At 65.1% G+C, this 13,947-nt stretch carries 12 protein-coding genes; 9 read left to right on the forward strand and 3 right to left on the reverse strand.

Translation table 11 applies throughout. The features are described from left to right. The first annotated feature begins 157 nt into the window (after nt 1–157). From A9513_RS21410 to A9513_RS21420, 3 genes are all read left to right on the forward strand, one after another. Nucleotides 158–2,830 carry an autotransporter outer membrane beta-barrel domain-containing protein gene (locus A9513_RS21410; RefSeq protein ID WP_065085541.1) on the forward strand — a complete coding sequence of 891 codons (2,673 nt, stop codon included), beginning with the start codon at nt 158–160 and terminating at the stop codon, nt 2,828–2,830. 172 nt (nt 2,831–3,002) lie between these two features. Continuing rightward, the gene (locus tag A9513_RS21415) at nt 3,003–3,608 is read left to right on the forward strand and encodes a biliverdin-producing heme oxygenase (RefSeq protein WP_038803382.1); all 606 of its coding nucleotides are present in this window, start codon (nt 3,003–3,005) and stop codon (nt 3,606–3,608) included. After that, complete coding sequence (locus tag A9513_RS21420) at nt 3,605–5,770, forward strand: GAF domain-containing protein (protein WP_065085542.1); 2,166 nt, start codon at nt 3,605–3,607, stop codon at nt 5,768–5,770. Before A9513_RS21415 ends, A9513_RS21420 begins: the two co-directional genes overlap by 4 nt. A gap of 69 nt (nt 5,771–5,839) precedes the next feature. Here A9513_RS21420 and A9513_RS21425 read toward each other — a convergent pair whose 3' ends face one another. Then, the gene (locus tag A9513_RS21425; protein WP_024766349.1) at nt 5,840–6,106 is read right to left on the reverse strand and encodes a DksA/TraR family C4-type zinc finger protein; all 267 of its coding nucleotides are present in this window, start codon (nt 6,104–6,106) and stop codon (nt 5,840–5,842) included. Nucleotides 6,107–6,281: 175 nt separating this feature from the next. Here A9513_RS21425 and A9513_RS21430 point away from each other — a divergent pair, with 175 nt between their 5' ends. Continuing rightward, a complete protein-coding gene (locus A9513_RS21430) occupies nt 6,282–6,926 on the forward strand; it encodes a hypothetical protein (RefSeq protein WP_024766348.1) in 645 nt (214 codons plus the stop codon). A gap of 20 nt (nt 6,927–6,946) precedes the next feature. Here the strand turns inward: A9513_RS21430 and A9513_RS21435 are convergent, their stop codons facing one another. Next, nucleotides 6,947–7,810 carry an oxaloacetate decarboxylase gene (locus tag A9513_RS21435; protein WP_037011984.1) on the reverse strand — a complete coding sequence of 288 codons (864 nt, stop codon included), beginning with the start codon at nt 7,808–7,810 and terminating at the stop codon, nt 6,947–6,949. A 209-nt stretch (nt 7,811–8,019) separates the two neighbouring features. On the opposite strand from A9513_RS21435, the gene A9513_RS21440 reads away from it, so the two are divergent. From A9513_RS21440 to A9513_RS21455, 4 genes are all read left to right on the forward strand, one after another. Continuing rightward, nucleotides 8,020–9,285: an Hsp70 family protein gene (locus A9513_RS21440; protein ID WP_024766347.1), complete on the forward strand. Its 1,266-nt coding sequence runs from the start codon at nt 8,020–8,022 to the stop codon at nt 9,283–9,285. 72 nt (nt 9,286–9,357) lie between these two features. Beyond that, a complete protein-coding gene (locus A9513_RS21445) occupies nt 9,358–9,576 on the forward strand; it encodes a hypothetical protein (protein WP_024766346.1) in 219 nt (72 codons plus the stop codon). An 86-nt stretch (nt 9,577–9,662) separates the two neighbouring features. Beyond that, entirely contained in the window at nt 9,663–10,007 is a 345-nt protein-coding gene (gene osmE / locus A9513_RS21450) for an osmotically-inducible lipoprotein OsmE (RefSeq protein ID WP_017518219.1), read from the forward strand. A gap of 141 nt (nt 10,008–10,148) precedes the next feature. Then, nucleotides 10,149–10,604 (forward strand): GyrI-like domain-containing protein, encoded by a 456-nt coding sequence (locus tag A9513_RS21455; protein WP_065085543.1) that lies wholly within the window; start codon nt 10,149–10,151, stop codon nt 10,602–10,604. 116 nt (nt 10,605–10,720) lie between these two features. On the opposite strand, the gene A9513_RS21460 is transcribed toward A9513_RS21455, so the two are convergent. Next, on the reverse strand, nt 10,721–12,805 hold the full coding sequence (locus A9513_RS21460; RefSeq protein ID WP_065085544.1) for an AsmA family protein: 2,085 nt from the start codon (nt 12,803–12,805) through the stop codon (nt 10,721–10,723). 283 nt (nt 12,806–13,088) lie between these two features. Here A9513_RS21460 and A9513_RS21465 point away from each other — a divergent pair, with 283 nt between their 5' ends. Beyond that, a complete protein-coding gene (locus A9513_RS21465) occupies nt 13,089–13,622 on the forward strand; it encodes a bacterioferritin (RefSeq protein WP_024766344.1) in 534 nt (177 codons plus the stop codon). Nucleotides 13,623–13,947 lie beyond the last annotated feature (325 nt).

Below are 13,947 nucleotides of genomic sequence, written 5' to 3' on the forward strand. Positions count from 1 at the left end.
GCTGCCCTCCCCTTGCCTGACGCGATCAGGCGCCATCTCCCGGTGCAGGAAGGATCCGCTCTTGGAAGCCCAAGCTTCCGCTCTTCAGCCAGTGAACGGCTCCTTGCGCCGGAATACGCATTCGCTCACCTAGTGAGCGGGCGCAAGGAGGAATGCAATGCGCTTCAAGAAAACCCTGCTGGCCATCCACGTCGCCCTGGCCGCCGGCATGCTTGCCCATAGCGGAGGCGCCGCCGCCGGCTCCTGCTCGGTAGACGGCTCGACGCTGAACTGCACGACCAGCATCTACTGGGCCCCTGGCGATACGTCGACCTACGAAAAGATCGTGATCGATACCACTGGCGAGAATCAGTCCTTCACGCCCACCGGTTTCGGCATCTACGGCAACAGCTCGAAGTACACCCTCAAGGATGTGTCGATCACCACGGCCTCCAGCAAGTCGGACGCCATTCAGGCCAACAACGGTGGGAGCAAGATCTCCATCGACAAGCTGCACATCGTCACCAAGGGCAGCTCGGCGGACGGCATCAACGTGACCGAGAACGCGCTCAACTCGGAAGTGCGTGTCGGCGACGGCGCCATCATCACCGCCGAAGGATCGGGTATGGGTGTGCGCGCCAACACCTCGAAGAACGGAGGCAAAAACCTCATCGAACTGGGCGCCGGCGCGCAGATCACCACCAACGGAAGTGGCGCGAATTCGATCGACGGAACGGGTTACGCTGTCTATGCAGGCAATCGCTCGCTGTCCGCCAATACCTACTGGGGCGACGCCGAAGTAATTCTCGGCGACGGCAGCACCATCGTCAGCAAGGGCAGCTCTGCCCATGCCGTCTATGCCAACCGCGGCGGCGTTATCCGCCTCGGCGATACCAGTATTACCACCGAGAAAACCAACGCATACGGCATCTACGCGCAAACGGCGGCAGACAAGAACGGCGACCGTGGCGGCCAGGTCTACCTGGGCGGCGACACCAGCGTCACCGTCACCGATGGCAACCGTGCGCTCTACGCCTCCGGCGCCGACTCGCTGATTCGCGCCGAGGCAGCCTCGGTGTACCGCCTGGACAGCAGCGCGGCGAGTGACGTGCAGAACCGCAAGGGCGTTGCCCTGTATGCCGACAAGACCGGCGTCATCGACCTGAAAATGGCCGCCGGCTCCTACCTCAATGGCACCACCAGCACCGCCACCGATGGCGTGATCGACCTCGCCATGGATGGCGCCGCCAGCCAGTGGTTCATGACCGGCAACTCCAACCTCACCAACCTGACGCTCACCAACGGCGCGCAACTGGTCTATGACCGCCACGACGAACACGGCGCATACACCTACAAGACGCTGACCGTGGATGGCGATTTCAGCGGTGGCGGCCATCTGGTCATGAACACCTACCTGGGCGACGACACCTCGGAAACCGACAAACTGGCCATCACCGGCAGTACCTCGGGCGAAACCCGCGTCACGGTCAACAACACCACCGGGCTGGGCGACGAAACCGAACAGGGGATCGAGATGATCACCGTCGGCGGCACCTCCGCGGGCGAGTTCAAGTCCGACCGCGTCACCGCTGGCGGCTATGAGTACGTGCTGCGCCGCGGCGGCAGCTTCGTCGGCTCCACCGGTGCGGACAGCGACTGGTTCCTGACCTCGTACAAGCCGAACGATCCCGATCCGGAGGATCCGCCACCCGTTGACCCGCCGCCGGTTGATCCTCCACCGGTTGATCCGCCGCCAGTTGATCCGCCGCCAGTCGACCCGCCGGGCCCGGTCGACCCGACCCCGGAAGACCCCGATCCGGTCGATCCCGCGCCGGAGCAACCAGGGCCCGTGGACCCAGCGCCGAAGCCCAGCGACAAGGACCGCGTGCGCCAGCCCGAAGGCGGCAGCTACACCGCCAACATCGCGGCGGCCAACACCATGTTCCTGCACCGTCTGCATGACCGCACCGGCAACCTGACCTACGTCGATCCGGATACCGGCAAGGAAGTCACTTCCATGCTCTGGATGCGCAACGTCGATGGCTCGACCCGCTGGGAAGACAGCACCGGCCAGCTCAAGACCGAAGCCAACCGCTACGTGCTGCAGATCGGCAGCGACCTGTACCGCAAGGAAACCGACAACGGCGACTGGGTACTGGGTGTGATGGCCGGCTACGCCAACGGCAACTCGACGACCAAGTCCCGCGTCACCGGCTACCGCTCGCGCGGCGAGATCGACGGCTACAGCCTGGGCGTCTATGGCACCTGGTACGAGAACAAGGACGATGAGAACGGTGCGTACGTCGACGGCTGGATTCTCTACAACGAATTCGATGCCGACGTGAAAGGCGACCAGTTGGCCAAGGAGAGCTACGACCTCAAGGGCATCACTGCTTCCATCGAGGCCGGCAAGACCTTCGAAGTGGCGAAGACCGAAAGCGCCAGCTACTACGTGCAGCCCCAGGCGCAGGTGGTGTACATGGGCGTGAAGGCTGACAGCCACCGCGAGGCCAACGGCACCAAGGTCACCGGCAAGGGCGACGGCAATGTCATGACCCGCCTGGGCGCCCGCGCCGCCGTGCGCAGCAACCAGGAAGGCGGCTTCGCCAACACCTATGGCGTGGAGCCGTACCTGGAGACCAACTGGATCCACAACTCCAAGGACTTCGGTGCGAAGATGGGCAGCAGCAAGTTCGAGATGGACGGCGCCAGCGACATCTTCGAAGTGAAGCTCGGCGCCACCAGCAAGGTGAACAGCCGGGTCAACGTCTGGGGTGAAGTGGGCAAGCAGTTCGGCGACAACGGTTACCGCGACCAGGCGGTGACGCTGGGGCTGAAGGTCAACTTCTGATCCCACGCTGAACGGGGGCCGTCGCACGAGAGTGTGGCGGCCTTTTTTTTGCACTTCGCCTCCTCCTGGAAACACCTGACATTTCGATCAGCTTTCATCCGTCGGCCCTGTCGTACAGCTGGGCTGCTATGCTCTGCTGCTCGAAGAATCAGGTGGACCAGCGATGACGGCGATGACTCCGCAGACAAACGACCGCACGGGTATTTCGCCCGCTCTGGCCGCGTTGCGCGCAGCCACCCATGCCCTGCATGCCGACCTCGACAGTCGCTCGCCGCTGACTGCCGCGCTGACCCGCGCCGACTACCTCGATCATGCCGCCCGCGTTCTCGGCTGGATGCGCCCGCTGGAGCAGGCACTCTGGCCGCTCTGGCCGGACGCCGACGATGCAGCCCTGCGCCGGGGCAAGAGCCGGTGGCTGGAAGACGACCTGCGGGCCGGCGCCCACGCCGAAGAGCCCATGGCCGACTGCCCCTGGGTACCCAAGCCGAGCTGCCTGGCCGAAGCCTTCGGCATCGCCTATGTCGCCGAAGGCGCGACCCTTGGCGGACGCGTACTCTACAAGCGCCTCAAGACCTCCCTCGATCCCCTGCCGCTGCGCTGGCTGCAAGGCTACGGCGAGCACACGGGCGAGCGCTGGGGCAGCTTCCAGCGCCTGCTGGCCGAACACGTCAGCACCGCCGAAGACATCGCCCTTGCGCAACAGGCGGCCGTACAGGCCTTCACGTCGTTCCGCGACTGGGTGATCGACGCCACACCCGACCGGGCGGGCCAGGCATGAGCGATCAGCCCGTCACCCTCGCCAACTGCGAGGACGAACCCATCCATGTGCCCGGCGCGATCCAGCCCCACGGTGCGCTGATCGCACTCGACGAGCAGGGTCGAGTACTCGGCTTCAGCGACAACCTCGGCACCCTGCTGGGCATCGCCCCGCCGCTGGGCGAACCGCTGGCGGAAGCCTGCGTCGGGCCCGGCGTGCTGGCGATGCTCGCGGACGGGCTGGCCGAGCAGGGCCCCTGGGTCAACAGCGTGGAGGCACGGATCAACCGGCGCTGCTTCGACGTGATCGGCCACAGCCATGACGGCGTGCGCTACCTGGAGTTCGAACGGCGCGCTGCCGGGACCGCCTCCTTCACCACCTTCGCCCTCAACGCCCAGCGCCTGGTCAGCCAGCTGCAGCTACGCAATGACGTCGAGAGCCTGCTGATCAGCGTCACCGAGGAAGTGCGGCGGATGACCGGCTACGACCGCGTCATGGCCTACCGCTTCAACGAAGACGAGTCCGGCGAGGTGGTCGCCGAATCCCGTCGCGAAGACCTGGAAAGCTATCTCGGCCAGCGCTACCCGGCATCGGACATCCCCGCCCAGGCGCGCCGCCTGTACCTGCAGAATCCGGTGCGGCTGATCGGCGATGCCGCCTACCAGCCGGTGGCCGTGCACCCCACGCTGAACCCCGGCAGCGGCAAGCCGTTCGACCTGAGTTTCAGCACCCTGCGCAGCGTCTCGCCGATCCACTGCGAGTACTTGGCGAACATGGGCGTGCGCGCCTCGATGAGCATTTCCATCGTAGTCGGCGGGCGCCTGTGGGGGCTGTTCTCCTGCCACCACATGAGCCCGAAGGTGGTGCCCTACCCGATCCGCATGTCCTTCCAGGTGTTCTCCCAGGTCTGCAGCGCCATGGTCGAGCGCCTGGAACAGAGCCGCACCAGCGAACTCCTGCGCCAGGCTTCCGAGCGCCAGCAGGCACTGCTGCGCCGCACCCGCGACTCCGACGACCTGCTCAGCGCCCTGGCCCGCCCCGATGCCAACGTCGCCGACCTGCTGCCCTGCGATGGCGCGGTGGTGATGCTCGGCGGGCGCGCCAGCAGCATCGGCGGCGACTTCGAGGACCTGGCCGTTTCCATCGTCGCCCAGCTGCAACAGAACGACGAGCTGGACCTGTTCCACAGCGACCGCCGCCTGGATCTGCCCGAGGGCCTGCATGACCCGCGCTACTGCGGCGTCATGGCGATTCGTTTCCATCGCCAGGAGTCGGGCTGGATCGTCTGGCTGCGCCTGGAGCAGGTGCACCGCATCCGCTGGGGTGGCAAGCCGGAGAAGATCGTCAAGACCGGCCCCTCCGGCGCGCGCCTGACCCCGCGTGGCTCGTTCGAGGCCTGGGAAGAAGTGGTGCGTGGGCGCTCGATGCCCTGGACCGGTATCGATCTGAGCGTCGCCGACAAGCTGCGCACCGAACTGGTGGAGCTGTGCCTGAACCGCGCCGGGGAGATCGACCGCATGCGCCAGCGCCTGATCGCCGTGCTCGGCCACGACCTGCGCAACCCGCTGCAATCCATCTCCATGGCGGCCGCGATGCTTTCCTCCAGCGACGTGCGCAATGCCGAGCTGCGCCAGCACATCACCTACTCCAGCAGCCGCATGGAACGCCTGATCAGCCAGATTCTCGAGATGAGCCGTCTGCAAAGCGGCGCGGGAATGACGGTGAAGCCGGTAGCCGCCGAGCTCTCGCGGCTGGTACGCGATATCGTCCAGGAAACCGACGTGGCCTATCCGGGCCTGTCCATCGAGACCGCCATCGAGGAAGACGTGCAGGCGCAGGTCGACCCGGACCGTTATCTGCAGGTGGTGGCCAACCTGTTGAGCAATGCCCGCCACCACGGCCGCCCCGGCCGCCCGGTGCTGGTGGAGCTGCGCCGCCAGGGCGAGCTGGCGCGGCTGAGTATCCTCAACGAGGCCGAGGCACTGGACGAGGCGCGTCTGGGCAACCTCTTCGAGCCGTTCAAGCAGGATGCCGGCGGTCGTGGCCGCAACAAGAGCGGGCTGGGCATCGGCCTGTACATTTCCCAGGCCATCGTCAACGCCCATGGCGGCCGCATCGAAGTGGAACAGGCCGACGGCATCATCAGCTTCAGCGTACTGGTGCCGCTCATGCCAACCCCTTGATACCGGAATGCTCGCTCCTACAATGCAGAACGGCGCCTCGGGGCGCCGCTCTCATTGGAGGAAAAAGCCTCAGCGCAGCTGGCTGTCCTTGCTGCCGCGACGGTTGTAGCCGCTGTGGGCGGACTGCTCCTTGTCATGCGCGGCCTGGCAGCTGACGCACAGCCGCACGCCGGGAATGGCCTTGCGCCGCGCCTCGGGAATCAGCGCATCGCACTCCTCGCAATGGGTCAGGCTCTCGCCCTTGGGCAACTGGCTGCGCGCCCGTGCAATGGCATCCTCGATGGTGCTGTCGATCTGCTCCTGAACCGCTCCGTCGTTTGCCCAGCCGCTGGCCATGGCGACCTCCCGTGGAATCTTCGCTGTACTGAAGATATGCAGGGCACTGCAAGGGATTGCAAGGGTGATGGCGCAGGAAGCGACGAGCGCGTCGCCGGGAATCCAGATACGTCTGATGTTCCGCACGGGCAAGCCTGCCGAGAATCGGCAGATCTCTGTCTGCCGGAACCCCGCCATGCGCTACGCCTCCGCCTTACTCGCCAGCCTTCTTCTCGCCGGCCTTCTGCCGCGCGCCGCCAATGCCGACGCCGTCGATGCCAGCCTGCGCGATATGGAACGCTACCTGCTGCTGTACAGCGCGACCGGCGACGAACGTTTCCTGACGCGCCTGGAGAGCCTGGGCCCAAGCTTCGAGCAACAACTGTCGCAGCAGAAGAATGCCGCCAACCTGCAGGACCTCTGGCAACTCTATCGACAGACGCTGGAAAAGGTGCGTGCGGCTTACTTGCAGAAGGACGTTGACCTGCAACAAGCATTGCTGCAGACACGGGAAGTGGCCGGGCTGTTCGACACCTTCATCCTGGCGCGGGAGCCGGCACCAGACGGACTGCAAGACGAGCTGCGCGAGCTGGCGCTGCTGGAGGCGCGGCGGGCCAACGGGCGTTTGCTGGGGAAGGAAAGCGAGGGCGATGCGACACGCATCGGGGAACTGCAGGAGCTGATCGGCGAACGCCTGGCGGCACTACCCGCCGGTGCCAGCCGGGACTCCCTGCTCTCGCGCTGGAGCTACCTGCGCAAGGCGGAGAAACCCGAAGGCACTCTGCTCTATCCCTTCAACGCCCAGGTCGAATACCTGCTGGCGCATCTGCCGCGAAGTTGAGCGACGCGGGATAGGCGGTCCTACTCTTTGACTTCCATGTATTCGCGCGCCCAGATCTGGTACTCCTCGGGCAGCGTGTACTTCTTCGCCAGTTCCGAAGCGGTCAGGTCGGAGGCATGCACGCCGCGCTGCTCGCGCAGGCAGTCGTAGGTAGCCTTGATCGCGGCGAAGTAGGCGGCGTGGCCGTCGACCACGATGCGCACGCCCAGCTCGGCCAGTCGTGCATCGTCGCGCAGCTCGGGGTTGCCGTAGGACACCAGCATCAGCGGCACGGACAGGTGGCGGGAGATGGCTTCCAGGTGGTCGAAGTCGCGGATGCCGACCATGCAGATGCCGTCGGCGCCGGCGGCCTGGTAGGCCAGGGTGCGGCGGATCACATCGTCCACTTCCAGCACCTCGGCGTTGGTGCGGGCGATGATCGCCATTTCCGAATCGATGCGCGCTTCCAGCGCGGCGCGGATCTTGCCGACGCCTTCCTCGACCGGGATCAGGTCGGTGGACTTGCGGCCGAATTGCGCCGGCAGCAGCGTATCCTCGATGGTCAGCGCGGCCACGCCGGCGCGCTCCAGCTCGACGATGGTGCGCATGGTGTTCAGCGCGTTGCCGTAGCCGTGGTCGGCGTCGGCGATCACCGGCAGACGGGCGACGCGACCGATGCGGGTGGCCTGCTCGGTGAATTCGCTAAGGGTGATCAGCGCGAAGTCAGGCGCAGCCAGAACTTGTAGTGAAGCTACAGAACCGCCCAGGATGCCCACCTCGAACCCCAGATCCGCGGCGATGCGCGCCGACATGGGATCGAACACCGATGCGGTGTGATAGCAGGCTGAAGAACTCAGTAAGGCGCGGAAATCCTTGCGCAATTCGTGGAAGGAGGCTCTGTGCATGGTGGGATCCAACTGCTTGTACGGGGTGGGAGAACGGAAATCAGATAGTCGAAAACTCTTGTAGGAAAACTACAGGAATACAATGTAGCAAAACTACAAGCTACTCCCCAAGCCCTCTTTGCCACCATAGCCTTCCGACGGATACCCTGGTTTTCCCTCCGCGCTCGCGTACACTGCGCGGCCGTTTTTTCTCCGGACACTCGCGCACCATGTTCCCGACTACTGCGGCCCGCGCCCTGGGCATCGACTTCGGCACCTCCAACTCCACCGTCGGCTGGTGGCGCCCGGACACCGAACCGCTGATCGCCCTGGAAGACGACAAGATCACCCTGCCCTCGGTGATCTTCTTCAACGTCGAGGAACGCCGCCCGGTGTACGGCCGCCTGGCCCTGCACGAATACCTGGAAGGCTACGAAGGCCGCCTGATGCGCTCGCTGAAAAGCCTGCTGGGTTCCTCACTGCTGAAAAGCGAGACCACCGTGCTGGGCAGCGCCATGCCGTTCAAGGACCTGCTGGGGCTGTTCATCGGCGAGCTGAAGAAGCGCGCCGAAGCGGTTGCCGGGCGCGAGTTCGAGTCCGTCGTGCTGGGCCGTCCGGTGTTCTTCGTCGACGACGATCCCAAGGCTGACCAGGAAGCCCAGGACACCCTGGTCGCCGTGGCGCAGAAGCTCGGCTTCAAGGACGTCTCCTTCCAGTACGAACCTCTCGCCGCGGCCTTCGACTACGAGCGCAGCATCGAGCGCGAGGAGCTGGTGCTGATCGTCGATATCGGCGGCGGTACCTCGGACTTCTCGCTGGTGCGCCTGTCGCCCGAGCGTCGCGAAGTGGCCGACCGCCAGAGCGACATCCTCGCCACCGGCGGTGTGCATATCGGCGGTACCGATTTCGACAAGCAACTGAGCATCCAGGGCGTGATGCCGCTGTTCGGCTACGGCAGCAGGATGAAGAGCGACGCCTTCATGCCGACCAGCTACCACCTCAACCTGGCTACCTGGCACACCATCAACGCGGTATACGCGCAGAAGTCCCAGCTGGCGCTGCAGAACATGCGCTACGACATCGTCGACGCCACCGGCATCGACCGCCTGTTCAAGCTGATCGAGCAGCGCGCCGGCCACTGGCTGGCGATGCAGGTGGAAACCAGCAAGATCGAGCTGTCCGACACCGAGCGCCGCGACATCGACCTGATGCGTATCGAGCCGGGGCTGGTCGCCGAGCTGAGCCGCGAACTGTTCGAAGGCGCCATCGCCCCGCTGCTGGAGCGCGTGCGCGGTAGCATCACCAACCTGCTCAATTCGGCCGACGTGGACCCGGCGCGCGTGGACACGGTGTTCTTCACCGGCGGTTCCTCCGGCGTACCGGCGTTGCGCCAGAGCGTGGCGGCCATGCTGCCCAACGCCCGGCACGTCGACGGCGACCGCTTCGGCGGGATCGGCAACGGCCTGGCCATCGAAGCGATGAAGCGCTACGGCTGAGCGGTCGCGCACTGACGCCGGGACCGCCATGCGCTAGTGTGGCGGTCATTCCTCCCCGCGCCGGAGCCCGCCATGCGCCTCTTCCACCTGAGCAGCCTCCTGATGCTTTGCGCCGCCCTTTCGGCCTGCGGCCTCGGCGAAACCGCCGCGACCACGGCCACCACCGCCAAGCTGCAAGCCCAGCAGGCGCAACAGGCCCAGCAGCAGATCGAGCAGCTCAAACAGCAGATCGACGCCGCCAACGTACAGAACCAGCAGCGCCTGGACGAAGCCCTGAAGGAAGCCGAATAAAAGCCTGCCCTGCAGATTTCTTGAACGCCCGATCCTGGCCTAGGCTCCAAGTTGAGCGAGTGAATTGCTCAACCAAGGAGAACACCATGTACAAGCGATCACTGCTGGCGCTGTTGGTACTGGCTTCGGTGGCGGGCTGCGCTTCCACCAAGGTGCAGAACCCGGTCAACTACATCACCTTCCGCGACCAGCCGCTGGTGCGCAACGTCGAGAAGGGAATGAGCCAGGAAGAAGTCCTGAAGATCGGCGGCACACCGTCGTCGACGCAGAAACGCCTAATGAAACCGGGCAGCTGCAACAGCTACATCCTCAGCAAGGACGGGCAGCAACAGCCCTTCTACGTGAGCTTCGACGGCAGTGGCCGAGTCGATGGATCGGGCTTCATGACCTGCTCCGAGCTCGACCGACACGAGCGCGACGCCCAGCCGTGATGCCCGCCCGGGCGTGACGACAAGCCCCCGCCGGCCGGCGGGGGCTTTTTCGTTCGGCACATCGCCACAGTCCTGCAGGCGGGGATATTCCCGCCACGCGGTGGCCGTCTATCATCCCAGCAGCCACCTGAGGAGCCGACCATGAAATACCGCATCATCGAACTGCCCGCCTTCGACGTGGTGGGCATGGATTACCGTGGCAGCGCGCCGGGCGACAGCATTGGCCAGCTGTGGCAGCGCTTCCTGCCACGCGAAAAGGAGGTCAGCGCCAGCGCGCAGGACACAGCCGCCTATGGCGTCTGCAGCCAGCTGCCGGGCGGCGAATTCCACTACATCGCCGGGCTGCCGGTGGAGCCCGGCGCGAACGTGCCCGCGGGCATGACCCGCTACGGGGTTCCCGCGCAGAAGTACGCGGTGTTCACCCACATCGGCCCGGTCACCGCCATCGCCGACAGCTTCCAGGCTATCTATTCCAGCCTGCTGGCCCGCCACGGCCTGGAGCCGAAGAAGGGCGTGGACCTGGAGCGCTACACCGAGCGCTTCCTGGGGCCGGAAGATCCGGCTTCGGAAACCGACCTGTACGTGCCGATTTATTAGAGAACACCGACCCGGCCTTTCGTAGGAGCGAGCCTGCTCGCGAACACCCCCGCTGCGAGGCGGTTCGCGAACAAGGACTAGGCGTCCCCCTCGCTCCTACAGGTTCATCCCGCCTTTTATTTGCGCGTGGTCGGCGCTTTCGGCGGCTGCTTCATCTGCTGCAGCAGCGCCGCGCACTGGTTGTCGTCCTGCTTGCTCGGGGCGATCAGCGCCAGCAGCGCTGCCGCCGGGGCCACCGCCACGCCGAGAGCGACCATCCCTGCGCCACGCGCCGCCAGCGGCAGCACATGCACGCCAGCTTTCGGATTCTTGAAGGTACCCTGCACATAGAGCGGCGAACGCAGGGAGAAAATGCGCACACCCTTGCTCTGCGGCGTGATGTCCAGGTCGAGCTGCTCGGTGGCGAAGTTGGCCGTGCCATCCACCGTGATGATGGCGTTCTCGGTATCGAAGGCGAACACCCGCGGCTTGGCCAGGCCATTGGCAATACCCACGTCGGCGGCGGCGCAATTGATCTTCACCTCGTCATCGCCGAACAGTTTGTTCACCACGTAGTTGCCCACGTTGAGCCCGGCGATCTCCATCAGGCTGCGGCTGATGCGGCCATCATTGATCAGCAGCTTCATCTCGCCATTGGCGCCGGCCAGGATGGTCGCCACCGAATTGCCGGTGCCGGCAATGGTCGCGTCGCCGTTGAGCTCGCCGAAGCTCGACTGCATCGGCGCGAAGCTGGGGAACAACTCCTTGAGCTTGAAGCTGCGCGCCTGCAACTGGACCTTGCTCTGCAGCGGCGTCTTGCCGCCGTCCAGGCGGATGTGCGAATCCAGCGTGCCGCCGGCCACGCCGAAGCGCAGCGGTTCCAGGCTCAGCAGGCCATCGTTGAGCACCAGGTGGGTATAGAGGTCGCTGATCGGCAGCTTGTCGCCGTGCACGATGCGCTTGCCGGTGAACTCCACGTCGGCGTCCATGGCGCGCCAGCGGTCGGTGCGGAACTCTTCCACCGGCAGCACTTTGTCCGCCGGCTGGCGGGTGCTCTGGCCACGCGCCTGCTTTTCCTGATTGGAGTCTGCACCGATCAGCGGGCCGAGGTCGGCCATGCGCAACTGGTCCGAGCGCAACTTGCCGGACAGTTTGGGCCGCGGCTGGCGATTGACGAACACGAGGTCGCCATGCAGGTCGCTGTCGCCAACCTTGCCGTTGAAGTTCTCGTAGTGGAACTGCGCGCCGCCCGAGTCGTGCAGCTCGGCCTTGAGGCGGCCGTCGGTCTCGTAGGCCGGCGTATCGGGCAGGGTCACGCCGGTGAGCGGGAAAAGGTTGGCCATGCTGGTGCCGGCCAGTTGCAGGCGCAAATCCAGCGCGCCAAGGTTCAGCGGATCGGTCAGGGTGCCGACGATGCTCGCGCGGGTGCTCCCGGCGGATACGTCGGCCTGCACCGGGAACGGCTTGGCCGCATTCTGCAACGCCAGCACGCCACCGACCTTGCCCGCGCCCGCGAGCGGCAGGCCCTTGTACTGGCCCTTGAGCTTCCAGCCGAACACGTAGTCCTGGGTGGCCGCCTTGTCGCCACCGGCCAGCGCCTTGCCCGCCAACTGGCCGAAGGGCACCGGCTTGCCGAGCGGATCCACCAGCAGCTCGAGGCGAGTCTTCAGGCTCTGGTCATCGAGGGTGACGCTGCCCTTGTCGAAGCCGATCTCGCCGATGTCCAGCTTCCAGGAGGATTGCTCGGGGATGGCGTTGGGGTCTTCTTCCTTCTTCGGCAGCTCGAAGGTCCAGGTGGCGCGGCCGTCGGCCAGGCGCAGCAGGTCGGCGCTGGGGCGGGTGAGGACGATCTGCGGGATGCGCACCGTCTGCCACAACAGCGGCAGCGGGGCGAGGCGGAACTCGACTTTTTCGAGGCTCGCGAAGTTCGGCGCGCGCGTCTTGCCCGCCGCCCAGTCCGGATTGCCCAGGGTAATGTCCTGCGCGCTGAAGTGCGGCCACGGCACGTAGGCGCGCCAGCCGCCCTCCGCAGGTTCCGTGCGCCAGAACACCTGCAGGTCGCCATTGATGGCGAAGGGGCGCCCCAGCTCGGCCGAGACCTTCTCGTTGATGGTCGGCTTCACCCGGTTCCAGTCGAAGGTGGCGATGAACACCACCAGCGCGGCTATCACCGCGATGAAACCGGTGAAGCTCCAGAGGCAGATTCGTTTCCCGCGCGTCATACCTGAACTCCCTGCTGGCCGCGTCGGTGGAAGCAGCGACGTCCCCACGCCGCTGCCGGTAATCATCGGCCGCCTGAGCATGCCGGGCCGGCATTCTCCCTTGGCCTGTTCACTTGGACCAGCATAGCGGTGCGTTGTATCCACCGATTTGCACGCAGAAAGTCCGATGCAGACGCCATGGCGAGAAAACTTAAACTTTCGCCGCCTCCGGCGACTCACACCCTTGTGACCCGATTTGAGCCGTGCGCCACCGCAGCGCCGGTTTGCCACAAGGAGATGACTGATGAACCAGGCACAACTGACCGACGTCCAGACCCTGCGCCAGCGGGCGCGCCAGAACATCGAGGACGGCGCGGTGACCGAGGGCTACCATGCCGATCGCAAGACCGTGCTGCGTCTGCTCAACGAGTCGCTGGCCACCGAGCTGGTCTGCTACCTGCGCTACAAACGCCACTACTTCATGGCCACGGGCCTGAAGGCGAGCGTCGCCGCGGCGGAATTCCTCGAGCATGCCACCCAGGAACTGCAACATGCCGACCTGCTGGCAGAGCGCATCATGCAACTGGGCGGCGAACCGGACTTCAACCCGGCCGGCCTGACCGAGCGCTCCCACGCCGAGTATGTGGCCGGCAAGAATCTGCGCGAGATGATCACCGAAAACCTGGTCGCCGAGCGCATCGCCGTCGACAGCTACCGCGAGATCGTGGTCTACCTGGGCGATGACGACCCGACCACGCGCCGCCTGTTCGAGGAGATCCTCGCCCAGGAAGAAGAACACGCCGACGACATGGCGGACCTGCTCCAGGACCTGAAATAACCCCCACCGCTGTCATCGATACCCGGCTCCGGCCGGGCATCGTGGGCGCGCCCGTCCCGCTGAGCGTAAAGCCCCGTTCCAGAGCCTTGCCCACAGATTTCGCCCTCAATATATCGATTAATCAGATACTAACAATCCCACCAATACCGCCAATCGAAGGCATTGATAGAAGTCAATTTTCAAAATCAACTCTATGATTTTAAACAATTTATCCAACAATCATCGGCATCGATAGCGACTATCTTCCAGCATCGTTTTCCAATCGATAATCCAGAACAGATACTGAGTCCGTGTCCAACGAACTCCCCCACTCTTTCTGGAGCCG

The sequence above is a fragment of the Pseudomonas sp. AU12215 genome (genome assembly GCF_001675465.2).
GTDB lineage: Bacteria > Pseudomonadota > Gammaproteobacteria > Pseudomonadales > Pseudomonadaceae > Pseudomonas > Pseudomonas nitroreducens.

What these genes read in the sequence shown, in the direction of transcription:
- A9513_RS21410 (WP_065085541.1), top strand. Translation starts at nt 158, where the DNA reads ATGCGCTTCAAGAAAACCCTGCTGGCCATCCACGTCGCCCTGGCCGCC.
- A9513_RS21415 (WP_038803382.1), top strand. Translation starts at nt 3,003, where the DNA reads ATGACTCCGCAGACAAACGACCGCACGGGTATTTCGCCCGCTCTGGCC.
- A9513_RS21420 (WP_065085542.1), top strand. Translation starts at nt 3,605, where the DNA reads ATGAGCGATCAGCCCGTCACCCTCGCCAACTGCGAGGACGAACCCATC.
- A9513_RS21425 (WP_024766349.1), bottom strand. Translation starts at nt 6,106, where the DNA reads ATGGCCAGCGGCTGGGCAAACGACGGAGCGGTTCAGGAGCAGATCGAC.
- A9513_RS21430 (WP_024766348.1), top strand. Translation starts at nt 6,282, where the DNA reads ATGCGCTACGCCTCCGCCTTACTCGCCAGCCTTCTTCTCGCCGGCCTT.
- A9513_RS21435 (WP_037011984.1), bottom strand. Translation starts at nt 7,810, where the DNA reads ATGCACAGAGCCTCCTTCCACGAATTGCGCAAGGATTTCCGCGCCTTA.
- A9513_RS21440 (WP_024766347.1), top strand. Translation starts at nt 8,020, where the DNA reads ATGTTCCCGACTACTGCGGCCCGCGCCCTGGGCATCGACTTCGGCACC.
- A9513_RS21445 (WP_024766346.1), top strand. Translation starts at nt 9,358, where the DNA reads ATGCGCCTCTTCCACCTGAGCAGCCTCCTGATGCTTTGCGCCGCCCTT.
- osmE (WP_017518219.1), top strand. Translation starts at nt 9,663, where the DNA reads ATGTACAAGCGATCACTGCTGGCGCTGTTGGTACTGGCTTCGGTGGCG.
- A9513_RS21455 (WP_065085543.1), top strand. Translation starts at nt 10,149, where the DNA reads ATGAAATACCGCATCATCGAACTGCCCGCCTTCGACGTGGTGGGCATG.
- A9513_RS21460 (WP_065085544.1), bottom strand. Translation starts at nt 12,805, where the DNA reads ATGACGCGCGGGAAACGAATCTGCCTCTGGAGCTTCACCGGTTTCATC.
- A9513_RS21465 (WP_024766344.1), top strand. Translation starts at nt 13,089, where the DNA reads ATGAACCAGGCACAACTGACCGACGTCCAGACCCTGCGCCAGCGGGCG.